Here is a 24,509-nt window from a genome sequence, read left to right as displayed (position 1 = left end):
TTACGCAAACCGTTGTTCATACTCCAGCGGGCTGAGATAGCCTAACGCTGAGTGACGTCGTTTGCGGTTATAAAATATTTCAATGTATTCAAACATACAGGATTTAACGTGTTGTATCGAGTGGAATTTCTCGGCATAAACCAGCTCAACTTTGAGACGACTGAAGAAGGATTCCATCACCGCATTATCCCAGCAATTGCTCTTTCGGCTCATGCTGATTATCGCACCTGATGAACGCACTAAATCCTGATAGGCCACCGCACGGTACTGCACGCCTCTATCTGAGTGAAGCATCAAACCTGGTTTAACCTCCCTGCGGGCCAGTGCCATGTTGAAAGCATCTGAAATCAGCTTGACCGTCATCGACGTGTCTAATGCCCAACCGACAATCGCCCTTGAGAACAGGTCCATCACAGCGGCCAGGTAAAGCCACTGGCCGCGAACACGGATATAAGTGATATCTGATACCCATTTCCTGTTGGCACGCTCTGTGATGAACTGCTGGGCAAGCACATTCCCTTCTACATTCGAGTTTGAATAGCTGCTGCGACTGTAACGGAACGCTTTGCCATTTCTTGCCTTGAGAGCCAGCTCTTGCATGATTTTAGCGACCGTATTGAGGCTACATCGAACACCGCTGGCATTGAGTTCATAGGTTAGTCTGGGCGCGCCGTAGCGTGCCTTAAAGACCTCATAAGCCTCTTTCACATGATGGGCCAACTCAGCATGTTTCTGTGCTTTATTGCTCGGCTTTCGGTTCAAGTAACGATAAAAGCCAGAGCGTGAGACTTTCAATGCTCTGCACATCAAGGTGATCCGGAACTGGCCTACATACTGCGCAATCAGCGCGTACTTTACTCCTGGCTTTTCGCAAAGTACGCGGCTGCCTTTTTTAAGAATTCATTTTCCTCTTTCAGGTCGTGTAGCTCGCGCTTGAGACGGCGCAGTTCCTCACTTTCATGTTTCGAGTAATCAACGCCTTGAACGGTATTAAATTGCTTGTCGGAAAGACGGTTGAATTGCCTACGCCAGTTATAAATTTGCTGGGCGCTGATCCCCAGCTCTTCGGCGACGGATTTGTTGGTATTTCCGGGTTGCTCCGCCCTTCGAACCGCTTCGCGACGAAACTCTTCGGTATAGGCCTGGGTTCTTTTCTTTTTAGTCATGAGACACCTCTTTTCTAACTATAGAAGGTGTCTACTTTTTTTGGGTAAGTCCTAAATATAACGCCTTGCTCACCGGAAAATTAGGAGCGCAGCGAGTAATTTTTCCGAGTTCAGCAACTTGTTACACCTCTTTTTTGAAGCTGAGTAGAGACATTTCAGAATATGTTATACACTTTTCTTCCGGCGAGTAATTCGCTTGGTAAAACTTAAAATCATCTCTATCTGTTTCTCTACATTTTTTCTCAATTATTTTTATTACTTTCAATTTATCTTCTGTTGTCGTTTTAATCCCAAAAATAATGCCTTTAAGAGATGAGAATTCATAATTTAATGATCTATCTTTTGGATCAGAAAAACTATCTAATGAGCTCGCAAGGATCAAACGATGTTCGTTTTCATATGACCAATCTTTTGATTTAACTGTTACATCTCTATAAAAATTTTCCCAGTAATTTTCACGCCAACTATCTTCAGATTTAATCATGTCATCTGCACATTCACTCAAGGCACCATTTAACGAGTACCACATAGAATTCAGCTTAGGGATAGGAAGTCGACCAAGCATACGAAAGAAATCTATTTGACCATAACCTTGAATGTAATCTATCGGATAAAACATTCTGTTTCTAAATCCATAAGTAGGACCAGATGTAGAGCTGTAACCATTTCTTCCTTTTAGTTTTAGAAAGAATTTTTCATTAATTACATCAGCATTAAAGATCAAGCAAGCACCAGAATGATTATCACCATTATGCCCCCATACTGAAGAACTCTTACACTCAGACATAAAACATGCGGTATACCAATCAGGGAAAACCAACTTTTCAAGTTGAGAGATATATTCTTTAGGGAACTCAATAATTACTAGATTTCTATTCTTTTTGTCACTATCGATATTTCCATTAAATCGATATATAAGATCCATCTGTAGATTACTATGATGATGTGCTGAAAACATAGCGTTTGCTATTTTTTCATCACCACCGCTCTCAAGTAAGCTTTTCTCAAGAATACCTATAAAGTCTCGGCTTAATAGGTCGCGAATTGGTTTATCTGCTTCAGAGTTTCTGTTGTCTCGCTCAGGAATAAGTCCACTTCTTTCATATTCTGAATAAATGACTTCAAGCGCATAACTATGGATATTTCGAAGATAGAAAAACAATTCATCTCTTCTTACAGGTGTTGTTCGCTTGGAAATTGATTCGATAAGCTTAATTAGGCTTTCATTATCAAAGAATTTGTTTGTAATGTTTACGAATAACTCTTGATACATTGGCGTAGGAAAATCTTCCTCACCAGAAAAAACCGGCATGTGGGCTGTAGTTATGGGGTACTCTTCACCTGAAATTATTAACAAAGAACAAAGCCTCTCAAGGCATAATAGATAATGTCGGAACAAATTTCTCCATACTATGAAGTCACCTCTCCAATACATATCTCGAAAGCCTTCCATAGGATCGTTTAATGATTCTGGCTCTGCAAAATAGATGCTTTGATTTTCTAATTCTTCGAACTCTCCAATCAAACTATTAATACGTCTGAACCTGTAAAATTCCTTCTTCATATAATAGAACTCAATTTATTGGGGGGTGTAACAGCTTATTAGTGAGACCTTGCAAGGTATGCTACCTTGTAAGGTAGGAGATTACCTATGTATAGACAAACTAATAAAGCTTCAAAAAATTATCGTAAATCATACACTAATCGAAAATTTGCTATAGAACAAGAAAGCTTTGTAGAGCCACAAAACATTCCTGAACTAAGAAGAATAATCGAAATCACCGATTACGATAGTGGTGAACCCATTACTCATAAACTTGAGCTGTATAAAACTGATAGAATCGATTGTTATAAAGTTTTAGTCGACGGAAAGCTTTGGAAAAAACGTATTGGTTGGAGCAACATCTTGGCAGGAATTAGAAAAGCCCTCCCTAGATTAGCTAGATAGTGACAGTCCGTTTTGGGGCAGAAATACATTAGCCGAACGTTGCTTTGTAGAATTGGGCAAGTTGAATTTGATGACTGTTACCATCTCAAGAACGCTATTTAGTGGCCTCGAGCAATAGGCAACAACCGGCACCAGATGGTGCCGACTTGCTAATTTAAACTTGTTGTTTTAGTCGCTGTACATCTTTTTGCGGTGGTAAACCAAAGAGGCGGCTGTACTCTCGCGAAAACTGTGAAGGGCTTTCATACCCCACTACACCACTCGCTTGGTTGGCATCAAGACCATTTATAAACATTTGGTCCCTGGCTTCTTGTAGCCGCAGGGTTTTTAGATACTGGAGCGGACTTGTACCCGTTATGCTCTTAAAGTGTTGTCTAAACGAAGAAGCACTCATGTGAGCTTGTTCAGCCAGTTGATCAATATGTATTGGTCTCATGAAATTCTGCTTCAACCAACTGATCACTCTCACTATATGACTACTGGGTGAACCTTCTAAAGCCAACTTTCTTAAGTGTGGGCCGTGAGGCCCCTGCAATAAGCGAATAACAACCTCTTTCTCAATCAGAGGCAATAAACTGTCTCTAAGAGCATCGTTATATTCGAGCTCAAACAACCGGTTAAGGGCGTCAACCAGACCTGAATCTACATTATGTATAGACAAAGGCTCAAAAATTGTAGAACTCGTTTGCTTGGGGAAATTTAGTTCCGCCGCAGTACGCAAAATCATGTTGTAATCTAGCTTTAGCAACATCGCTACAAAGGGTTGGTGGCGGTTCGCTTCTGAAACATGTGATACCAAAGGCAAATCGAAGGTGGTCAACATACTTTGTCCTGCTGAACATGGCAGCACTTTATCTTCAATGGATAGGATTTTGGCACCTTGCAATATCACGGCAAGACTCAGAGTATAAATGCAGTGCAAAGGCTCTGTTGGCGTATTCCTAATGTGCATGGTTAGCTCAGGGATAAGACTTTTATGATCGCCGGGCTTTTTGCTAAATAAGGAGACCTTTTGCGCCAATGGCTTCACCAAGTCTAAATGATTGTTTTCGACCATACTCATTCTCTACTTACTGAACTTATAAACTATCAAGCTGAGCATCAAATTGCTCAAGTAATTCTTCGGTTGTTATCTGCGACCCCATGCGCCCGCGCTTCACGTATCTGTGGCTAAATGCCGTTGCACCATTGGACCTTACTAACTGTTCAAAGTCATCGATAAAATATTGCTCAAACTTACTATTAAAGGTGTTGAATAAGACCACCTTTTTATCGTTGAATTGATGGTCTTTAGCAAATTGCCATATCGGTGGCGCTGGGCTGTACAGCCAAATTGGCGACCCCAAAAAGATGGTATCGTATTGCTTAAGATCGATGTGGTTAGGCGTAATAGTCGCGATATCGCTTCTTGCGTCACTGAGCGCGCTTATCAATCCCGGTACGCCTAACTCATAACCTGAGTCAAATATCTCGTAAATATCGCCTTGGTATTTATCAGCTATATGTTGCGCTACGACTCCCGTATTTCCTGAACGAGAAAAGACGACCACCGCGACCTTCGTTTTTTGATTTGCAGCCTTTGGCGACGAATTTAACCGTGATTTGTTGTTTTCATACTGGGCGTTCTCAACACGAGTGACAGCAAATAAAACGACCAATACAGTTACTACAGCAAGAGCCAACAGTATCATCAACCACTTAATCATCAGCGTCACTCCCGTTTGAGAAAATCATTACATAAAGGCTGGCTTGTCGCCATCGGTGTTAGGCTTGTTAACACCGATATTTCTTTTTGAATAGGTGTCCGGCTGCAAAATGATGTCAGTGATTAACGTTGCCACACTCTTTCTCGACACCTCGGTGCCTTTAAATACTTCATTTCGCTCTGTGGTTTCAAAATCAACTTCGTCGTTATCGGTTAACCACGCGGCTCTTAAGATGGAGTAATCTAATTTCGAAGACTCAATGATATCTGCAGCTTCGCGATACGTTCCTAAGTATTGACCTATTTCACGGTCATTCCACTTACCAAATTCTCCTGGTAATTCATTGTAAATGCCCAACGAGTTGACAAAAATTAGCCGAGAAATATGTAATTTCTCCATCGCGCCTACAACGCTTTTTGCCATCGCAGCCATGTCGCCGAAAAGATTCGCATAGACAATATCAGCGCCTGCCAAAGCGGCTTCTAATTGCGATTGATTAAGAACATCCGCAGTCACAACATCCGCATTATTAGGGAGTTCACCTTGTAATTTACTGGCATCGCGCACCACTAAACGCATTCGGATATCATCTATATTGGCCAGCATAACCACTACCCAAGAGGCGATTTGCCCGCTGGCGCCTAAAATTACAACATTTTCCATCGCTCATTCTCTTTACAATATGCTGCAGTGGCGGTCACGCTGTGCGCAAAACCGCTCTGCATTTTGGGCTACAGATGTTGTGCTAAGAAAGGTAAAATACGCTCCATAGCAAGACCGACCGGCTCAGGGTTATCGTACAAGTCATAGTGTGACCAGTTTTCTAGCTCTACGAGCTGCCTGTCTTTTGACGCAAATGACTTACCGTACATTTCTTTACCATCACGATAAGCGCCAAATGCCCCCACATCTTGTCCAACAACCGCCATCATCGGCTGGGTCATGAGTATTTCAGCAAACGCGAATGCATCCCAACTTAATGTCTTTTGCGCGTGTGAAAACAACATGCGTGTTGCGCCACCCTCTGATTGACCCCGAGGCGTTTTATAGTAGTCGGTCGCTTCAAAGACGTCTCGCTCGGTTAAACCATTCTCTTTGGCAAATTCGACACTTGGTGGTAAAAGCTCATTCACCTGTAATTCGCCACCGAGTGCTTCGGCTGTGCGTTGTGCTGCCATTGCTTCAAGTGCACCAATAGGGTTGAACTCAGAGAACGCTTCTCTGAATAAACGACCTAAGTTAACAGGAGTGATACCTACCACTGCTTTAACGCGTTTCTCGGTGAGCGCTGAATTAAATACATAGCCACCACCGCCACAAACGCCAATTGAGCCTATGCGATTGTTGTCTACATAAGGCAGAGTCACTGCGTAATCAATAACACGGCTGATGTCTTCAACACGTTGTGAAGGGTCTTCAATATAGCGCGGTGTGCCGCCAGATTGACCCTGAAAACTCGCATCATAGGCAATTACCACATAGCCCGCTTCCGCTAATGCTTTGCCATACACACTGCTAGAGGTTTGCTCTTTACAGCTACCAAATGGGTGAACGCTCACTATGGTCGGGTATGCTTTGGAACCATCGAAGCCTTCTGGCGTTAGAATCAATGCCGAAATAGCCCACGCCATATCGTGATTTTGAATATTTACCGATTGAGTGTTCATGAAACTCTCCTAAATGCAAAATAAGGGTATGAGCCCAGTCAGGGGCTGGGCTCATACGAGCGTGTCTAGTTACAGAGTACGCTCAAAGAATGGTGCTAACACACCGATGGCTTCGGTGATTTCGCTCTCACCATCGTATAAATCCATGTGGTTTGCACCCTCTACAATGTGCATAGATTTATCGGTCGTTGCAGCACGCGCCATTAGGTCATCACTCATCCATTTACTGCCAGCATCACTGCCCACTACGGTTAGCAGAGGTTGAGTGAAGAAGGCTTCTGCTTTGAAAAATGCATCGTAGGTGATGATTTGGTTTAAGCTGCGAGCAGTGGCAAAACCCGGTGCTGTGCAGTATGCCGCACGGTCTGTGTGGTAATACTCCCATGCTTGGCGTAACTCTTCGTTTGGCGCATCTTCTTCTTTGAGCGGAGCCATAGGAATAGTCGCGATTGGGTTGCCACTGGCATCAGATGTACGTGAGTCAGAGCCTGCCTGAATGTAAGGAATTGCATCGCTGTCTTTAACACTGTTGTCCCAACCGTTTCGGAACATCTGGCCAATATTAACCATACTCACCGTGCCTACAGCCTTAATACGACGATCATTAATTGCGGCATTCGCTGTGTAACCTGCACCAGCACAAATACCCATAGCACCAATACGGTCGTTGTCGACATAAGGTAAGGTTATAAGGTAATCGATTACTGCGCTTACATCTTCCGTACGAACATGTGGGTTTTCAAGTTGGCGAGGCTCACCTGTACTTTCACCTTGGTAAGAAGCGTCGTACGCAACGGCAATAAACCCTTGCTCAGCAAGTTTGCGCGCATAAGTGCCCGCAGTTTGTTCTTTTACACCACCACCTGGGTGAGAAACTACAACCGCTGGGTATGTTTTTGATTCATCAAAACCTGCTGGCAGGTTAAGTAGTCCTGCAATTGTGATGTCTAAACCATTTGTGTTCGGGAAAGTAACGTTAGTCATGACAGTGTGTCCTCTTCGGGTTAATTGAATTAGGGCTCAGAGTACTCTCTGCTAGCGAGCAACTTGCTTAGCGCCCTTCATTGATATTAAGTATAGGTACCAGCACTCAACGATACTTGCCTAAAATGACGAGTTAATTGTCAAAAATGGTAAGCAATACTCGTATTTGACGATTTGAACGCTTGATTAGTCGGCCCGCTCTGCTTAATGCCAACCTACAATCAAGAACCCAATGAGGGAATACCCTGTGTGGGCATCGGGTAACCCATTATTTTGTTGAGAGTTCACATTTTGATTTATTGAACTGAGTGTGAGGCCCAAACGAGTTTATAAGATATGCTTAGTATACAAGGAGAGTAATTGTCCGTTCTTCTCAGCTCAAAGCCGCCCTTAGAGCGTTTGAGTTAACTTATAATGGGGCAAAAACGAGTTGCACCTGAAAACCTGGTTTTGGCACTGAATCGACCGTCGCACCAAATACTAAATCGGTATAACCTCCCTATTCTTCCCCCACACTTGGGTCACAATAAACGGGTGAAAACAACGATTACGCAAACAAAAAAGCGACCCGTTATGAGTCGCTTTATAAAGGTGAATGCTGCGATATGGCGTTAAATGAACCGTTTTACAACAAAGTCCACTTTGACGCGCTTAGCTTGGCCAAGAATCTTTTGCACTGGCTCTGGGTAGTCAGCCATTTTCTCCAGCTCTTTATAGCTGTTTAGGCGGGTACAATGTTGCATAATCGCCTGCTTCTCTTGCTCAATCGCTGCAACCATTTGTCCGTCTTTGTCATCAATAAAAATACCGTTTTCGATATCCAGACCCCAAGCTCGAGGATTAAGGTTATGACCACTTAATAAGTGGTAACGCTTGTCGCTGCATATACCCTTGAGGTGAAACGAGTTGCTGTCATGTTTCCACAGGTACACATTAAGATTACCCGCTTCGATAAAGCGCTTTTGGTTTTTTAGGAACTTGGCCAAAATGGTTTCGTATAAATAAGGCAGAGCCCCTACTTTCGAAAAGCGCTCAGGCGGAGGGATGTAAAAATCATTGGCGGTTTTATCACCGACAACAATGGTGACTTGCTTACCTTGACGTAAAAGCCTTCGTAGCGCTCTTAACAGCGGCGTTGGGAAATTAAAGTAAGGAGTATATAGCACAAGCTCATTATCGGTGATATCAAACAGTTGCTTGATTAAACGATTAAGTTTGTTGTTGCGCCGCCCAAGCCCAATAAAGGGGCGTACGGTTAAGGAAGCATGGCTGTCTTGGCTGCTCTGGCGGTAACTTGCTTTTTTCAGCGCCCTTACTAATTGCTTGTGCTCGGCTTTAATATCGACAAAGGCTGGAATTGGCCGTTTGTCTAAGCGCGGCACGGCGTCTGAGGCGATTAAGGTCTGCTCTACAAACTCAACAAAGGCGTCACTTAATTGTGCTTGCTTGATAACAAAATACCGGTCTAAGCGGTAGCGCTCGAAATAGTGTAGATAAACGTTATTTAGGCTCGCTCCGCTGTACAGCAAGGTGTCGTCGATGACGAAGCCTTTTAGATGCAGCACCCCAAACAATTCCTTAGCTTTTACTGGCACGCCATATACTTGCACGTTGGAGCCGCTTTGCTGTAAGCGCTGGTAATACAAAGCCGCATTGCCCTCGCTTTTGTCGGCACCAATGAGCCCACGCTGAGCACGATGAAAATCGACCAGTACTTTTACTTCCAACTCTGGGTTTTGGCGCGATGCGTCATGCAATGCATCAAGAATTTCCCGACCCGCTTCATCATCTTGAAGGTACAAAGCGGTGATATAAATACGGTGTTTAGCCGAGGCAATCAGCTCAAGCAGCCGCTGCCGGTAGCTTTTTGCATCAAGTAAAATATCAATGTCTTGTTGTTCGAGCGCATAGCCCGCTTGATGTTGCCAAAAATACATGAGGCCCTTATTTTTCTGCGTCGCCGGGGGCGCACCCTCGGGGCGAGTTTATAATTGCTCTAGAACATAGCAAAAAAAATATCACAGGTCATGAAATAACGGTTTGTTATTCGTTATTTGCTGTAATAACGCACAAGTACAGATTTTTTGACATCCTGCGGTTTTAGCGCTGAGTTATGTTTGCAAAATTGTTTACTTATGGATTGTTTTTCTTAGAATCACCCGCATAACTATGTTCACATGAATTAATTGGAAAGTTGTATGAGCGCCAAACACTGTAAATTACTTATTCTTGGCTCCGGCCCAGCGGGATACACCGCAGCCGTCTATGCCGCCCGTGCTAACCTTAACCCTGTGCTGGTTACTGGTATTCAACAAGGCGGCCAGTTAACCACGACCACTGAAGTTGAAAACTGGCCTGGTGATGCCCACGGTTTAACGGGTCCGGCTTTAATGGAGCGTATGAAAGAGCATGCTGAGCGCTTTGAAACTGAAATTGTGTTCGATCACATCAATGAGGTGAATACCCAGGTTCGTCCGTTCGAACTCAAAGGTGACAGCGGCACGTACACAGCCGATGCGCTGATCATCGCCACCGGTGCATCAGCTAAATACCTTGGCCTTGATTCAGAAACGGCCTTCCAAGGCCGTGGCGTGTCTGCGTGTGCGACCTGTGACGGATTCTTCTACAAGAACCAAAAAGTGGCTGTTGTTGGTGGCGGTAACACCGCTGTTGAGGAAGCGCTGTATTTGTCTAACATCGCCTCTGAAGTTCACGTAATTCACCGCCGTGATAGCTTTAGAAGTGAGAAAATCCTTTCTGATCGATTATTAGAAAAGGCTGAAAATGGCAACGTAACTATCCATTGGAATCGTACACTTGATGAAGTTTTAGGTGACGACATGGGCGTAACAGGTGTGCGTATTAAAGATGCCAATTCTGACGCCACCGAAGAGCTTGATGTAATGGGCGTGTTTATTGCGATTGGCCATAAGCCGAACACCGATATGTTCCAAGGCCAGTTAGAAATGAAAGACGGTTATTTAGTTGTTGAATCAGGCCTAAATGGCAATGCTACACAAACCAGTGTGGAAGGTGTTTTTGCTGCCGGTGACGTGTCTGACCACATTTACCGCCAAGCAATTACCTCTGCTGGTACAGGCTGTATGGCGGCGCTCGATGCCGAGCGTTACCTAGATAACTTAAAATAAGTATTGATGGGGCTGCGGCCCCATTATTCTATGACTCAATATTTACACCACTTGGGTAGCATTGACGAAGGCTTCCCACACCCGAATACTGCGCTAGAGAACCCTGATGGCCTCCTTGCTATTGGTGGTTGCCTTAGCCCTTCACGCTTAAGCGATGCGTATCGCCAAGGTATTTTTCCTTGGTATAGTGAAGGTGAACCTCTTATGTGGTGGTCTCCTAGCGAGCGCGCCGTCATCGAGCTTGATGATTTCCACGTTAGTCGTAGCCTGCGTAAAAGCGCACGCAAACTTGCTATCAGCGTAAGCGTGAATCAGTGTTTTGCTGAGGTTATCCATCAGTGCAAAGTACAGCGCATAGCGCAAGAAGGTACTTGGATCACCGATGCGATGGAGCACGCATATATCCAAGCTCATCATCAAAACCTAGCCCATAGCGTTGAAGTATGGCAAGGGCCCCGTTTGGTTGGCGGACTTTATGGCATTATGCTGTCACGCGTGTTTTGCGGTGAGTCGATGTTTTTTCGCCAACGGGACTGCTCCAAATTAGCAATGTGGGCGCTGGTGGAATTGCTCAAGCAACATGGTGGAGATTTTATCGACTGCCAAATGATGAACCCCTATTTGGCGCAGTTGGGGGCAACTCCCCTACCCAGAGAGGATTTTTTAGCTAGACTTAAAGAGAGTAATCAATATCCCATTGATTTGTCTTTTTGGCGAGCACGACAACTAGAGTCTCCTTATGGCGCAACACCTTCCCATAAAAATAGGCCTTAGCCAACGTTTTCCTTGTAGTTATCTTGATGAACAAGAAGAACAGCTGTTGGTTATTCTTGATCCCTTATGTTATACCCCGCAAGGGTTTGAAGCGCTCTTGCAACATGGCTTTCGCCGTAGTGGTGAACAAATATATCGACCCCATTGCCCCAGTTGCACGGCCTGTGAATCGGTGCGCATATTAGCCAGTGAGTTCACACCTTCACGTTCGCAAAAGCGTAAGCTTAATAAAGTCAAAGAGTTTGCCGTGCATGTGAGTCACTTTGAGCGTCCTGAATACTACCCGCTGTACGAACGCTATATTAATGAGCGCCACAGTGATGGCAGTATGTATCCCGCTGAGCGCAGTCAGTTTGAAAGTTTCTTACTGTGCAAGTGGATGAACATCGCTTTTATTGAGCTTTGGCATCAAGAGCGCTTGATTGGCGTTGCCGTTACCGATGTTATGCCCAACTCCTTGTCTGCGATTTATACTTTTTTTGACCCTGACTATGAGGCGCTTAGCTTGGGAAGCGTGATGATCCTTAAACAGATAGAGCATGCCCAGAAGCTGGCAAAAGACTTCGTCTATTTGGGATATCAAATCGATGATTGTCGCAAGATGCGCTATAAATTGCAGTACCGACCAGCGCAAAGATTGCATGCAGATGCGTGGATTGCTGTCGAATGAGCACAAATTCGACAAATTCAGTGCCTTGGCTTTACTTATTCGTTGCTTTTCGGCACAATCGCATGCGTTTAACTATCACAGAGGTGTTACGCTAGATATGGCGAAAGAAGACGTAATTGAAATGCAAGGGACGGTACTTGATACCCTACCTAATACTATGTTCCGTGTAGAACTAGAAAACGGCCACGTAGTTGTGGCGCATATTTCCGGTAAAATGCGTAAAAACTACATTCGTATTTTGACTGGTGATAAAGTAACTGTGGAACTTACGCCTTACGACTTAAGCAAAGGCCGCATCGTTTTCCGCGCGCGCTAATTTGCCAGCGAAGCCAGTTTAGCAAAAAGCCCAGCAAGTGCTGGGCTTTTTGCTAAGTGCCACGCACATTAGGCGGGGCTAAGCTCTTCAGAGTAGTTAAATTCCAGTTTATCGTTTTTGACATCCACTTTCACATCACCGCCATCAACGAGCTGACCAAATAATATTTCGTTAGCCAATGGTTTCTTAACTTGCTCCTGTATCACTCGCGCCATTGGCCGTGCACCCATAGCTTTGTCATAGCCTTTATGTGCCAACCAAGTACGTGCTTCGTCGGTCAGTTCAAGGTTGACTGATTTCTTATCAAGCTGTGCTTGCAGCTCTACCAAGAATTTATCAACCACTTGCAAGATCACCTCGGTATCAAGGTGGTTGAACCAAATGATATTATCCAAACGGTTTCTAAACTCTGGCGTAAATACCTTGTTGATTTCCGCTAACGCATCATGCGATGAGTCTTGCGTAGCAAAACCAATGGAATTTTTCACCGTTTCTTGCACACCAGCATTGGTGGTCATCACTAAAATAACATTACGGAAGTCCGCCTTACGGCCGTTGTTATCGGTTAGTGTGCCGTGATCCATAACCTGCAACAGGATGTTGTAAATATCACTGTGTGCTTTTTCGATTTCATCGAGTAGCACAACGGCATGTGGCTGCTTGATCACCGCATCAGTCAACAGCCCTCCTTGCTCGTAACCAACATACCCAGGCGGTGCGCCTATCAAGCGACTTACGGCATGGCGCTCCATATACTCAGACATATCAAAGCGGATAAATTCAATACCTAAACACGTGGCCAACTGTTTAGTCACTTCTGTTTTACCCACGCCCGTTGGACCGGCAAATAAGAATGAGCCCACCGGCTTATCTTCATTGGCAAGACCCGAGCGCGACAAACGTATCGCCGAAGATAAAGCCTCAATTGACTGATCTTGGCCGAACACCAACATTTTGAGGTTGCGGTCGAGGTTTTTAAGCACTTCTTTGTCGCTTGAAGACACACTTTGCTGCGGAATGCGCGCTATCTTAGCGATAATTTGCTCAATATCGGCAACATTAATGGTTTTCTTGCGCTTAGATACAGGCTGCAAGCGTTGATTTGCCCCCGCTTCATCAATGACATCAATGGCTTTATCAGGCAAATGACGCTCATTGATATATTTTGCACTTAGCTCTGCTGCCGCACGCAGTGCCTTTTGCGTGTAGCGTATGCCGTGGTGCTCTTCATAACGTTCTTTCAGACCATTAAGAATCTTTGCAGTGTCTTCAACGCTTGGCTCGCTCACATCTATTTTCTGGAAACGACGCACTAAAGCGCGGTCTTTTTCAAAAATGTTCTTAAACTCGTTATAGGTCGTCGACCCCATGCAGCGAAGCTCGCCACTTGAAAGCAATGGCTTAATTAAATTCGATGCATCCATAACGCCGCCCGAGGCTGCGCCAGCGCCAATAATGGTGTGGATTTCATCAATAAAGAGAATGGCCCCAGGTTCTTTTTGAAGCTGTTTGAGCAAACTCTTTAAACGTTTTTCAAAATCACCCCGGTACTTAGTACCAGCAAGCAAGGCACCCATATCAAGGGAGTAAACCACGCCATCGGCGATAACTTCAGGGACTTCATTGTGAATAATACGATATGCCAACCCTTCGGCTATGGCTGTTTTACCCACGCCCGCTTCGCCGACCAACAACGGGTTATTCTTTTTGCGCCGACACAACACTTGAACGGTACGCTCCACTTCTTGATCGCGACCGATCAGCGGGTCTACCTGCCCTTTTTCTGCCTGCACGTTGAGGTTAGTGGTATATTTGTCGAGAATATTTTGCTCTTCCGACGCTTCACCACCCATTTCCTCGTGAATTTCTTCATGATCACCGAGTTCTTCACCCTCGTCATCCATGCGCGAAATGCCGTGGGAGATAAAGTTCACTACATCGAGGCGATTAACGTCGTTTTTCTTCAATAAGTAAACGGCTTGGCTCTCTTGTTCAGAGAAGATAGCAACCAGCACGTTTACGCCTGTGACTTCACTTTTCCCGGACGACTGCACATGAAACACGGCACGCTGTAAAACGCGCTGAAAACCAAGTGTTGGCTGGGTTTCCCGTTCTTGTTCAAGATCTGAGATGACCGGCGTTGTTTCATCAATAAACTCAGACAATTCGTTACGCAACAAACTCAAGTCAACACCGCAGGCAATGAGGGCTTCATTCGCGGATGGATTATCTAGTAATGCCAGCAGCAAATGCTCCACCGTCATAAACTCATGGCGGCGTGTGCGGGCTTCTTTGAACGCGTTGTTCAAGGTAATCTCTAGATCTTTATTTAGCATTGGCAACCCCCAAAACTTTCAAACTTTTATTCCTGCTCACAACTGCAAAGCAGTGGATGCTCATGGTCACGGGCGTAGCGGTTAACCTGCTCTGTTTTGGTATGGGCAATATCTGCAGGGTAGATACCGCAAACCGCTTTACCCTCGTGATGGACCTTGAGCATCACGTCTGTTGCTCTTTCGCTATCCATATTGAAAAACGTTACTAATACTTCAATAACGAAGTCCATGGGCGTGTAGTCGTCGTTATTTAAGATTACCTTAAACTTACGCGGTGGCTGCAGCTTTTGCTTTTGCTCTTCACGACTACGCTCTACAACACCTGAATCTTTCATTCCACTCATATCTAAATATAGTCTTGTCTCTAGATCTCAAGCAAACCTGAAATCAAAAATAAATAAACTGTTAAAAAAATGCACAAAAAACTTGACTGAATGACCAAATAAACTACAGTCAAACGTGGACTGGCTATTCATTCGCCAGTCTAACAAACTATCAGGTTTAGATTAACTAAATTAGTCAACTTATAGAAGGATGTAGAAGTATGGCTTGTGGAAAAGTCAAATGGTTCAACAACGCCAAAGGGTTCGGTTTTATCCAGGAAGATGGCAGCGAAGAAGATATCTTTGCCCACTATTCCACTATTCAGATGGACGGATATAAAACACTGAAAGCTGGCCAAGATGTTACCTTTGAACTGCAACAAGGGCCTAAAGGCCTGCACGCAACCAATATTGCACCAACTGATGGCTCTGAACCGCTTTAATGCGGAAAGACCTAAGTGCTTTTGAAGCGTACGCAGACATCAAACAGTACATCGAAGAGCGGGCTTTGCAGTATTTCGGCTCGCTTTGATTTTCCCCCTGACCCCTCCCTCATTTTTATTTACCGTAAAATTCGTTCATTTGTGTAAACATTACTTGAATTTTTTCTAATCGCCCTAACGTCTAGGTGAATGGAGCTTTTCTGTTTAGCTTGTTACACTGCCATACAGTAACAGCACGAGTTGGCCGCGCTAAACTAGACTTTAAAAGCGGTCGATACGATACAACGATAAATTAGGACACAAAATGACCTCGAAAATCATTTATACAAAAACTGATGAGGCGCCAGCCCTGGCTACCTACTCACTCCTACCTGTTATTGAAGCCTATTCCAAAGCTGCGGGCGTTGAGGTAGAAACCCGTGATATCTCGCTAGCCGGGCGCATCATTGCGCTATTCCCCGATTTCCTAAACGAAGATCAGCGCATTGGCGATGCACTTGCCGAATTAGGTGAGTTGGCAAAAACACCTGAAGCAAACATTATCAAACTGCCTAACATCAGTGCCTCAATTCCACAGCTGAAAGCGGCTATTAAAGAGTTACAAGCGCAGGGTTATGCCCTTCCAGATTACCCAGATGAGCCAAAGAACGAGCAAGAACAAGACGTTAAAGCACGTTATGACAAAGTAAAAGGCAGTGCGGTAAACCCTGTATTACGTGAAGGTAACTCAGATCGTCGTGCGCCTTCTTCTGTAAAAGCGTACGCTCGCAAAAACCCACATTCAATGGGCGCATGGAGCAAAGATTCACAGTCACGTGTCGCGTCAATGCAAGACGGCGATTTCTTCGGCTCTGAGCAGTCAGTGACCGTTGATAAAGCCACTAGCGTGCGTATTGAACATGTTGACGGTGCAGGTAACACCACCGTATTAAAGCCAGAAGTAAAATTACTTGATGGCGAAATTATTGATGGCTCACGCATGAGCGCAGCAAAATTACAGGCCTTTATTGGCGAGCAAATTGATGCCGCGAAAGAGCAAGGCGTGTTGTTCTCGCTGCACATGAAAGCCACTATGATGAAAGTGTCTGACCCAATTATCTTCGGCCACGCGGTCAAGGTGTTCTACAAAGACGTTTTCGACAAGCACGGCGAGCTCTTTGATGAGCTGGGCGTAGACGTCAAAAACGGTATTGGCGATGTGTATGCACGTATCGAAAACCTTGATGAAGCCAAGCGCAAAGAAATCGAAGCGGACATTATGGCCGTGTATGACAAGCGCCCACGCGTAGCCATGGTTGACTCAGACCGAGGTATCACCAACTTACATGTACCTAGCGATGTGATCATTGACGCGTCAATGCCAGCCGCTATTCGTTCATCAGGGCAAATGTGGAACGCCGATGGCCAGTTGCAAGATGCTGCGTTTGTTATCCCAGATCGCAGCTACTCTGGCGTATACGATGCAACCGTTGAGTTTTGTAAAAAGCACGGCGCATTTGACCCAAGCACCATGGGCAGCGTGCCTAACGTCGGCTTGATGGCGCAAAAAGCGGAAGAGTATGGCTCACACGACAAAACGTTTGAGATCAAATCAGCCGGTAAAGTACGCGTTGTCGATGCGAACGGTCACACCTTAATCGAGCACGATGTTGAAGCCGGTGATATTTGGCGTATGTGTCAGGTTAAAGACGCGCCTATCCAAGACTGGGTTAAATTAGCAGTGAACCGTTCACGCGCGTCGAACACCCCTGCGGTATTCTGGTTGAATGAAAACCGCGCCCATGACGCCGAGCTAATCAAAAAGGTGAACACCTATTTACCTCAGCACGATACTGACGGCCTAGATATTCGTATCATGGACCCAGTCGCGGCAACGCAGTTCTCATTAGAGCGTATCAAAGACGGTAAAGACACCATTTCCGTTACCGGTAACGTATTGCGTGACTACCTAACTGACCTATTCCCGATTCTAGAGTTGGGAACCAGTGCTAAAATGCTGTCTATCGTTCCATTAATGAATGGTGGTGGCCTGTTTGAAACTGGCGCCGGCGGTAGTGCACCTAAGCACGTGCAGCAATTCCAAAAAGAAAACCACTTACGTTGGGATTCTTTAGGTGAATTCCTTGCGCTGGCAGCATCATACGAGCACCTAAGCGGCCGCTTTGACAATGCCAAGGCACAAGTGCTCGCCGATACGTTAGATGCAGCAACAGCGAAGTTCTTAGATGAAAACAAATCACCGTCTCGTAAAGTAGGTGAAATCGATAACCGTGGTAGCCACTTCTACCTAACGCTGTTCTGGGCCGAAGCGCTTGCAGCTCAAGATGACGATGCTGATCTAAAAGCACGTTTCACAGAAATTGCAGGTGAGTTGCGTAGCAACGAGCAGAAGATTATGGATGAGCTTAACGGTGCCCAAGGTAAAGCCATGGACATTGGTGGTTATTACCAGCCAAATGAACAACTTGCCTTCGGCGCGATGCGTCCAAGCGAGACATTTAACGCGATTCTAGCTAAACTTAAGTAATCGCCATTAATGCATTGGAAGGCACCCGTAATGGGTGCCTTTTTTATTGGAAAAACTAACATTGATGAAACAACCACGTGGATTTAAAAGCGCAAGCGGGCATGCGCGCACGCGCCCGAAAAAAGCCAGCAAGCCCCCGTTGCCGAAAGAGCAAGTAAAAGTCGTGCTGTTTAATAAGCCTTTCGATGTGCTTAGCCAATTCACCGACGCTGAAAAACGGCAAACCCTGGCGGATTTTGTTCCAATTAAACATGTGTATGCCGCTGGTCGCCTAGATAGAGACTCTGAAGGCCTGCTACTGCTTACTAACTGCGGTAAGTTACAACATCAACTGGCTAATCCGAAAAAAAACACCTTTAAAACCTATTGGGCCCAAGTCGAAGGCGCAGTCAGTAAAGAAGCGCTCGAGGCACTACGAACCGGGGTCGAATTAAAAGATGGTCTGACCCGCCCTGCCAAGGTAAGTGTGATTGCCGAGCCACCTCACCTTTGGCCTCGTAACCCGCCTATTCGTGAGCGCAAAAGTGTGCCCACTACCTGGCTGCAAATTGCTATCAGTGAAGGGCGTAACCGCCAAGTAAGGCGCATGACCGCCCATGTGGGCCACCCCACCCTTAGGTTGGTAAGAGCCAGCATAGGTGAGTATCAATTGGGTGAGTTACAACCCGGCCAGTATCAGGAACTGCACCCTTATGCATAAGCCAAATGTCACGGTCGCCATAGTCGTAAAGAGCGCAGAGCGCTATTTACTGGTAGAAGAGCGCGATAAAAGCACCGGCCAGCGTGTATTGAATCAGCCAGCCGGCCATTTGGAAGCGAACGAAAGCTTAATAGCAGCAGCGCAGCGCGAGTTATTGGAAGAAACAGGGCTCAACCTCGCGCCGCAAGGCCTAGTGGGTATTTACAGTTTACAAGCGCGCAATGGCACCCATTATTTGCGATTTTGCTTTTTTACTGAGCTCGATGAAGCAAGTGAAACCGCTCCCCAAGATAGCGATATTATTGCCTGCCACTGGCTGAACATAGCGCAAATCAAGGAGCAGCCATTGCGTTCGAGCATCGTGTTAACATGCATTGATGACGCCCAAAACCGCCCTATTTTACCCTTAGAATATCTGCGTCATTGTCAAGACTAAGCGCGCAGCAGTACTTCAAGCCCTTATGTAAGCGTGGTATAATCCGCGCCTTAGTAGCAACGTGATAGTTATTTTCAGTTTTTATGACCGATAACAGCCAAATAAAAGTCATCGTCGGCATGTCCGGCGGTGTAGATTCCTCCGTCTCAGCATACCTGTTAAAAGAGCAAGGCTACCAAGTGGAAGGCTTGTTTATGAAAAACTGGGAAGAAGACGACAATGACGAATATTGTGCCGCCGCCGAAGATTTAAAAGATGCGGAAATGGTATGTGAAAAGCTGGGAATTGAGCTGCATACGGTCAACTTCGCTGCCGAATACTGGGATAACGTGTTTGAGTACTTCTTAGCCGAATACAAGGCAGGACGTACCCCGAACCCAGATATCATGTGCAATAAAGAAATCAAATTTAAAGCCTTTTTAGAATTTGCTGCAGAAGCCTTAGGCGCCGACTATATAGCCACAGGTCACTATGTGCGCCGTGAGCAACGCGGTGATAAGTTTGTTATGCTGCGCGGCGAAGACGACAATAAAGACCAAAGCTACTTTTTGTATACTTTGAGTCATGAACATATCGCGCAAACCCTCTTCCCGGTCGGTGATATTCCCAAGCCACAAGTGCGTGCTATCGCTGAGCAACAAGGCCTAGTCACCCACGATAAAAAAGACAGCACTGGTATTTGCTTCATCGGCGAGCGCAAATTTAAAGACTTTCTACAGCGTTACTTGCCCGCCCAACCCGGTAACATTGAAGATACCGAAGGTGAAGTTGTCGGCGAGCATGAAGGGTTGATGTATCACACTCTAGGACAGCGTAAAGGTTTGCATATAGGCGGTTTAAAAGAAGGTTCAGGTGAGCCTTGGTATGTGGTTGATAAAGACATTGAGCGCAACGTGCTTATCGTTGGCCAAGGCAAAAATCATCCACGGCTATTTAGCAACGGCTTAAACGCCAATCAACTGCATTGGGTTGATCGCATCGGGCCTAAGGGCACATGCCGACTTACGGTAAAAACCCGCTATCGCCAACAAGATATCCCCTGCACTGTGGTCGCTGGTGAAGACGGCGTCGCACGCGTGCTTTTTGATGAGCCGCAAAAAGCGGTAACACCCGGTCAATCGGCGGTCTTTTATGATGGAGATGTGTGCCTAGGTGGCGGCATTATCGACTCGGTGATTAAATAATATGAATGCCAATCAGATCATGGCCCTAGCCGCTATGTGCCAAGTGGCCATTCAAGTACAAAAGCTCGCTAAGTATGGCCAAGCCCAGCAAAGTGATATCGAACCCCTGCTCAATTCGCTGGTAGTTACCGACCCGGATAACGTCGAAGATGTATACGGCTCTCGTCGCGAGCTATACAGCGGCTATCGCGCCCTGGTGGCGCAGCTAAGTGCCGGCACCGAGAAAAACGTCGAACTCGTAAAATATGTCGGTGGCTTAATTCAGCTCGAGCGTATCTTAGCCTCCAAGCCCGAGGCGTTGAATAAGTTGGGTAGTGAAATTCAAACCACTAAAAATAAGCTGACTCATTTAGAGCTAATGGATGAGTCCATTATTGCCGCTTTTGCCGAGACTTATGCGACGGTAATAAGCCCCCTTGGGCAACGTATTCAAGTATTTGGTCAGCCTCAACTACTCAAACAAAGCAGCATCCAAAACCGTATTCGCGCCCTGCTATTAGCCGGTATTCGCGCGGCGGTGTTATGGCGCCAGTTAGGCGGAAAACGGCGGCATTTTATTTTTGCCAAGCGCAAGATGTTGGCATTGGCCAAAGAACAACTTTAAACCCCAGCGCCGCCCCGGTGGCGTACACATAGACATTATCGTTCAAACGTAAAACTTAGGAGTTAATATGGAGCTTTCAGCGTTAACCGCGATCTCTCCGGTAGATGGGCGCTACGGTAGCAAGACCAGCGAATTACGTAGCATTTTTAGTGAATACGGCCTGATCAAATACCGCGTACAGGTAGAAGTACGTTGGTTACAAGCTCTTGCTGCTGCCGAGCAGATCACTGAAGTTCCGGCTTTAAGTAGCGAAGCCAATGCACTCCTCGATGGCATTGTAGCCAATTTCAACGAGCAAGACGCACAGCGTGTCAAAGATATCGAGCGCACCACCAACCATGATGTTAAAGCCGTTGAATATTTACTAAAAGAAAAAGTGGCTGATAACGCTGAGCTTAACGCCATCAACGAATTTATCCACTTCGCCTGCACCTCGGAAGACATTAACAACCTATCTCATGGTTTAATGCTGCGCGAAGCCCGTGATAGCGTATTACTCCCTTACATGGATCAACTGCTTGAGGCTATTAAAGCCAAAGCGGTTGAGTACAAATCGGTGGCGATGATGACCCGTACTCACGGTCAGCCTGCTTCGCCTTCGACCATGGGTAAAGAGTTTGCCAATGTTTATATGCGCTTAAAACGCCAACGTGATCAGGTTGCGAGCATTGAATTGCTTGGCAAGATCAATGGCGCAGTCGGTAACTATAACGCTCACTTAAGTGCTTACCCTGATTACGATTGGCACCGCCACGCCGAGCGTTTTGTTACAAGCCTGGGCCTAAGCTGGAATGCCTTTACAACACAAATCGAACCGCATGACTATATTGCCGAGCTGTTTGATGCCGTTGCCCGCTTCAACACCATTATCATCGACTTTGACCGTGATGTGTGGGGTTATATTGCTCTAAACCACTTTAAGCAAAAGACCATTGCCGGCGAGATTGGCTCATCAACCATGCCGCATAAAGTGAACCCGATTGATTTTGAAAACTCCGAAGGTAACCTTGGCATCGCCAACGCTATTTTCGCCCACCTAGCGCAAAAACTACCAATTTCTCGTTGGCAGCGTGACCTCACCGACTCAACCGTATTACGTAACTTAGGTGTAGGCATGGGTTATACCTTGATTGCCTACCAAGCGACGTTAAAAGGTGTAAGCAAGCTAGAAGTGAACGAAGAGCGCCTATTAGCTGAGCTTGACCAAAACTGGGAGCTACTTGCTGAGCCGATTCAAACCGTAATGCGTAAATACGGCATTGAAAAACCGTATGAAAAGCTTAAAGAGCTGACTCGAGGTAAACGTGTAGACCAAGCCGCTATGGCCGAGTTTATCGACACCCTAGCGTTACCCGAGCAAATCAAAGCGCAATTAAAAGAATTAACACCGGCAAATTATATTGGCCGTGCCGTTGAATTTGTAGATAACCTATAAGTCCATCGACAGTGATAACATAAAAGCGAAAGGGCTGCCCTTTCGCTTTTTTATTGGGAGAAACTATGTATAGCTTAACAATCAATGAGCTGACTAAAGAACAGTTTTTGCAACACTATTGGCAAAAGAAGCCCCTGCTGATAAAAGCGGGCTTTACTGATTTCAATGATCCACTTTCGCCCGAAGAGCTTGCCGGGCTTGCTATGGAAGAAGGGATTGAATCACGGATTGTCACCAATGATGGCAGTTGGCAATGTCTAAATGGTCCTTTTGAAGACTTTAGCGCCCTTGGCGAGTCTGACTCAACCTTGCTGGTGCAGGCGGTGGACCATTGGCATCCTGAGACAAGTCAATTGCTGGAACCATTTCGATTTATCCCGAACTGGCGTATTGATGATTTAATGGTTAGTTACTCTACCCCAGGCGGCGGCGTTGGCCCCCACTTGGACCAGTATGATGTGTTCATTATTCAAGGGCAAGGTCAACGCCATTGGCGCGTTGGCGAGGTCAATAAGAACCTACGTCAATTCAGTGCTAATAAGGGATTATTACAAGTCGACCCCTTTGAAGCCGTTATTGATGTGCAACTAGAGCCTGGCGATATTCTCTATATTCCCCCGAATGCACCGCACGAAGGCTATGCTGTGGCCCCCTCACTGAACTACTCGGTGGGCTTTCGCGCTCCCAACCAAGTTGATTTAATGAGTGCCTTTGCCGATCACCTTATCGATCACGACCTCGGTCAACATCGCTATGGCGACCCAGAACTGGCAATTCGTAGCAGCCAAGGCCAGCTTCATACACACGAGCTCGACACCCTACGTGCGCTAATGCATCAGGTAATCGATGATGATAAGGTGTTTTTGCGCTTTATTGGCGAAACGTTGAGCCAACCTAAACACGACAAAGACTTACTCCCTGTTGAACCCGCCATGTGCGCAGATACTATTTGCGACTATGTGAGCGATTATCCGCATTTATACAAGGCAGGAGGCTTACGAGCCCTATACATTACTCGCGATAACGCGGTGATATTATTTGTCGAGGGACACAGCTTTTCCCTACCAATTGAGCATCTTGGCGTTATACGAGCCTTGTGTGATCAGCAAAGCATCTGCACATCTGTACTTGAGCCTGCGTTAAATTGTTTACTTTTTCGACAAACCTTGTCTACACTGATCAATGAGGGATACTGGTACAGTGAATAGGAGGGTATATGTCCTATCAGATCCACCAAGTCGACTGGGGATCACAAGACAACCCAATAAGGCAAATTCGCGAAAGGGTTTTTGTGTGTGAGCTGAATATACCAAAGGCCATCGAGTTTGATGGCCGCGATACAACCGCCCTACACTTTATTGCCTATGCAGATAACGGCGAACCCGTTGCCACTGCGCGGCTATGTAAAGATGGCTTACTTGGCCGAATAGCTGTGCTACCGCCCCATCGAAATCGAGGCATTTACTCGCAAATGCTCACTTTCATACTGAGCAACGCGGCCAGCAATGGCTTAGAGTCGATATGCATTAACTGCTTACTCGATGAAGTAGAGCGCTTTAAGAACAAGGGGTTCTCGCCGTGTGGGTGCGTGTTTATGGAGGCGGGCATTCCAAGGCAACGCCTGCAATGCCCCATTTCACAATGTGACTCAAGCCCTTTTACGATGGTTCATTAACCCATAACGCGTCTTTGTCACACAGCTCATACAAGCCGTGAGCGCGCTTGATTAGCAGTTGTGCAAAGTCGTGTTGGGTTTTATCTAAGTTTTGGCTATTGAGTAGCTGCTCAGCTTGCATTTGCCACTGCAACGAGAAATAGCGCATTGCCTCACGTGCGTTGGTCGCTGCTGTAACCTCAACATGATCAGCAGGCAAGCGCCCTGTGATCACCCAATAGGTTTTGCCGTTTTGCGCTCTAAATTTCCACACTGCACACAAAGGGGCGAGGAATCGACTGTCTTTGTCGACAACCGATTTAGGCATAATGCCCTTCTCTGCTAAGTGCTTTTGCGCACTTTGGAAACAGTGGCGTTGGAATTCGCGAATTTCTTGTTCTTTTTGCTGTTCTTGTTGTTCTGACATGTTACTACTTTTTTATCTGTTAACGCTGGCTTCACTTTACGAATTACCACTGCGTGTTGC

At 45.8% G+C, this 24,509-nt stretch carries 26 protein-coding genes; 14 read left to right on the top strand and 12 right to left on the bottom strand.

Going from position 1 to position 24,509, the window contains the following annotated elements; all coding sequences use genetic code 11:
• The 3 genes from FIU82_RS07270 to FIU82_RS07260 form a co-directional block, all read right to left on the bottom strand.
• Positions 1 to 843, bottom strand: coding sequence for an IS3 family transposase (locus FIU82_RS07270; RefSeq protein WP_253946357.1), 843 nt, complete (start codon positions 841 to 843; stop codon positions 1 to 3).
• An 11-nt stretch (positions 844 to 854) separates the two neighbouring features.
• Positions 855 to 1,166, bottom strand: a complete 312-nt coding sequence (locus tag FIU82_RS07265) for a transposase (RefSeq protein WP_216651825.1) — start codon at positions 1,164 to 1,166, stop codon at positions 855 to 857.
• A 121-nt stretch (positions 1,167 to 1,287) separates the two neighbouring features.
• On the bottom strand, positions 1,288 to 2,730 hold the full coding sequence (locus FIU82_RS07260) for a DUF2971 domain-containing protein (protein WP_152440718.1): 1,443 nt from the start codon (positions 2,728 to 2,730) through the stop codon (positions 1,288 to 1,290).
• An 87-nt stretch (positions 2,731 to 2,817) separates the two neighbouring features.
• On the opposite strand from FIU82_RS07260, the gene FIU82_RS07255 reads away from it, so the two are divergent.
• A complete protein-coding gene (locus FIU82_RS07255; protein ID WP_152440717.1) occupies positions 2,818 to 3,114 on the top strand; it encodes a hypothetical protein in 297 nt (98 codons plus the stop codon).
• Between the two features lie 154 nt (positions 3,115 to 3,268).
• Here the strand turns inward: FIU82_RS07255 and FIU82_RS07250 are convergent, their stop codons facing one another.
• The 6 genes from FIU82_RS07250 to pssA form a co-directional block, all read right to left on the bottom strand.
• Positions 3,269 to 4,177, bottom strand: coding sequence for an AraC family transcriptional regulator (locus FIU82_RS07250; RefSeq protein ID WP_253946352.1), 909 nt, complete (start codon positions 4,175 to 4,177; stop codon positions 3,269 to 3,271).
• 16 nt (positions 4,178 to 4,193) lie between these two features.
• Positions 4,194 to 4,820 carry a hypothetical protein gene (locus FIU82_RS07245; protein ID WP_152440716.1) on the bottom strand — a complete coding sequence of 209 codons (627 nt, stop codon included), beginning with the start codon at positions 4,818 to 4,820 and terminating at the stop codon, positions 4,194 to 4,196.
• A gap of 27 nt (positions 4,821 to 4,847) precedes the next feature.
• On the bottom strand, positions 4,848 to 5,483 hold the full coding sequence (locus tag FIU82_RS07240) for an SDR family oxidoreductase (RefSeq protein WP_152440715.1): 636 nt from the start codon (positions 5,481 to 5,483) through the stop codon (positions 4,848 to 4,850).
• Between the two features lie 68 nt (positions 5,484 to 5,551).
• The gene (locus tag FIU82_RS07235; RefSeq protein ID WP_152440714.1) at positions 5,552 to 6,487 is read right to left on the bottom strand and encodes an alpha/beta hydrolase; all 936 of its coding nucleotides are present in this window, start codon (positions 6,485 to 6,487) and stop codon (positions 5,552 to 5,554) included.
• Positions 6,488 to 6,556: 69 nt separating this feature from the next.
• Positions 6,557 to 7,471 carry an alpha/beta hydrolase gene (locus FIU82_RS07230; protein WP_152440713.1) on the bottom strand — a complete coding sequence of 305 codons (915 nt, stop codon included), beginning with the start codon at positions 7,469 to 7,471 and terminating at the stop codon, positions 6,557 to 6,559.
• Between the two features lie 611 nt (positions 7,472 to 8,082).
• Positions 8,083 to 9,408 carry a CDP-diacylglycerol--serine O-phosphatidyltransferase gene (gene pssA, locus FIU82_RS07225; protein ID WP_152440712.1) on the bottom strand — a complete coding sequence of 442 codons (1,326 nt, stop codon included), beginning with the start codon at positions 9,406 to 9,408 and terminating at the stop codon, positions 8,083 to 8,085.
• A 261-nt stretch (positions 9,409 to 9,669) separates the two neighbouring features.
• On the opposite strand from pssA, the gene trxB reads away from it, so the two are divergent.
• The 4 genes from trxB (at position 9,670) to infA (ending at position 12,380) form a co-directional block, all read left to right on the top strand.
• Entirely contained in the window at positions 9,670 to 10,620 is a 951-nt protein-coding gene (gene trxB / locus FIU82_RS07220) for a thioredoxin-disulfide reductase (protein ID WP_045978766.1), read from the top strand.
• 30 nt (positions 10,621 to 10,650) lie between these two features.
• The gene (gene aat, locus FIU82_RS07215; RefSeq protein WP_152440711.1) at positions 10,651 to 11,394 is read left to right on the top strand and encodes a leucyl/phenylalanyl-tRNA--protein transferase; all 744 of its coding nucleotides are present in this window, start codon (positions 10,651 to 10,653) and stop codon (positions 11,392 to 11,394) included.
• On the top strand, positions 11,360 to 12,064 hold the full coding sequence (locus FIU82_RS07210; protein WP_152440710.1) for an arginyltransferase: 705 nt from the start codon (positions 11,360 to 11,362) through the stop codon (positions 12,062 to 12,064). The genes aat and FIU82_RS07210 overlap by 35 nt, the downstream gene beginning before the upstream one ends.
• 97 nt (positions 12,065 to 12,161) lie before the next feature.
• Entirely contained in the window at positions 12,162 to 12,380 is a 219-nt protein-coding gene (gene infA / locus FIU82_RS07205; RefSeq protein WP_010560183.1) for a translation initiation factor IF-1, read from the top strand.
• Between the two features lie 68 nt (positions 12,381 to 12,448).
• Here the strand turns inward: infA and clpA are convergent, their stop codons facing one another.
• On the bottom strand, positions 12,449 to 14,716 hold the full coding sequence (clpA, locus tag FIU82_RS07200) for an ATP-dependent Clp protease ATP-binding subunit ClpA (RefSeq protein ID WP_045978764.1): 2,268 nt from the start codon (positions 14,714 to 14,716) through the stop codon (positions 12,449 to 12,451).
• A gap of 26 nt (positions 14,717 to 14,742) precedes the next feature.
• Positions 14,743 to 15,060, bottom strand: coding sequence for an ATP-dependent Clp protease adapter ClpS (clpS, locus tag FIU82_RS07195; protein ID WP_026110999.1), 318 nt, complete (start codon positions 15,058 to 15,060; stop codon positions 14,743 to 14,745).
• A 200-nt stretch (positions 15,061 to 15,260) separates the two neighbouring features.
• On the opposite strand from clpS, the gene cspD reads away from it, so the two are divergent.
• From cspD to FIU82_RS07150, 9 genes are all read left to right on the top strand, one after another.
• Positions 15,261 to 15,482: a cold shock domain-containing protein CspD gene (gene cspD, locus FIU82_RS07190; protein ID WP_022944168.1), complete on the top strand. Its 222-nt coding sequence runs from the start codon at positions 15,261 to 15,263 to the stop codon at positions 15,480 to 15,482.
• Positions 15,483 to 15,786: 304 nt separating this feature from the next.
• On the top strand, positions 15,787 to 18,009 hold the full coding sequence (locus FIU82_RS07185) for an NADP-dependent isocitrate dehydrogenase (RefSeq protein WP_151172808.1): 2,223 nt from the start codon (positions 15,787 to 15,789) through the stop codon (positions 18,007 to 18,009).
• A gap of 64 nt (positions 18,010 to 18,073) precedes the next feature.
• On the top strand, positions 18,074 to 18,709 hold the full coding sequence (locus tag FIU82_RS07180; RefSeq protein WP_138547248.1) for a pseudouridine synthase: 636 nt from the start codon (positions 18,074 to 18,076) through the stop codon (positions 18,707 to 18,709).
• The gene (locus FIU82_RS07175; RefSeq protein ID WP_138547247.1) at positions 18,702 to 19,145 is read left to right on the top strand and encodes an NUDIX domain-containing protein; all 444 of its coding nucleotides are present in this window, start codon (positions 18,702 to 18,704) and stop codon (positions 19,143 to 19,145) included. Before FIU82_RS07180 ends, FIU82_RS07175 begins: the two co-directional genes overlap by 8 nt.
• 83 nt (positions 19,146 to 19,228) lie before the next feature.
• Positions 19,229 to 20,329: a tRNA 2-thiouridine(34) synthase MnmA gene (gene mnmA, locus FIU82_RS07170; protein ID WP_022944164.1), complete on the top strand. Its 1,101-nt coding sequence runs from the start codon at positions 19,229 to 19,231 to the stop codon at positions 20,327 to 20,329.
• A 1-nt stretch (position 20,330) separates the two neighbouring features.
• Positions 20,331 to 20,933 (top strand): high frequency lysogenization protein HflD, encoded by a 603-nt coding sequence (gene hflD, locus FIU82_RS07165; RefSeq protein WP_045978760.1) that lies wholly within the window; start codon positions 20,331 to 20,333, stop codon positions 20,931 to 20,933.
• Between the two features lie 67 nt (positions 20,934 to 21,000).
• The gene (purB, locus tag FIU82_RS07160; protein ID WP_152440709.1) at positions 21,001 to 22,368 is read left to right on the top strand and encodes an adenylosuccinate lyase; all 1,368 of its coding nucleotides are present in this window, start codon (positions 21,001 to 21,003) and stop codon (positions 22,366 to 22,368) included.
• 65 nt (positions 22,369 to 22,433) lie between these two features.
• Positions 22,434 to 23,576 carry a cupin domain-containing protein gene (locus FIU82_RS07155; RefSeq protein ID WP_152440708.1) on the top strand — a complete coding sequence of 381 codons (1,143 nt, stop codon included), beginning with the start codon at positions 22,434 to 22,436 and terminating at the stop codon, positions 23,574 to 23,576.
• Positions 23,577 to 23,584: 8 nt separating this feature from the next.
• The gene (locus FIU82_RS07150) at positions 23,585 to 24,043 is read left to right on the top strand and encodes a GNAT family N-acetyltransferase (protein WP_152440707.1); all 459 of its coding nucleotides are present in this window, start codon (positions 23,585 to 23,587) and stop codon (positions 24,041 to 24,043) included.
• Here the strand turns inward: FIU82_RS07150 and FIU82_RS07145 are convergent.
• Positions 24,027 to 24,449 carry a DUF4826 family protein gene (locus FIU82_RS07145; protein WP_022944159.1) on the bottom strand — a complete coding sequence of 141 codons (423 nt, stop codon included), beginning with the start codon at positions 24,447 to 24,449 and terminating at the stop codon, positions 24,027 to 24,029. The genes FIU82_RS07150 and FIU82_RS07145 overlap by 17 nt on opposite strands.
• Positions 24,450 to 24,509: the final 60 nt, after the last annotated feature.

This window comes from Pseudoalteromonas sp. THAF3, from assembly GCF_009363775.1.
In the GTDB taxonomy this organism is placed as follows: domain Bacteria; phylum Pseudomonadota; class Gammaproteobacteria; order Enterobacterales; family Alteromonadaceae; genus Pseudoalteromonas; species Pseudoalteromonas ruthenica.
This window is presented reverse-complemented; position numbering and strand designations above follow the sequence as displayed.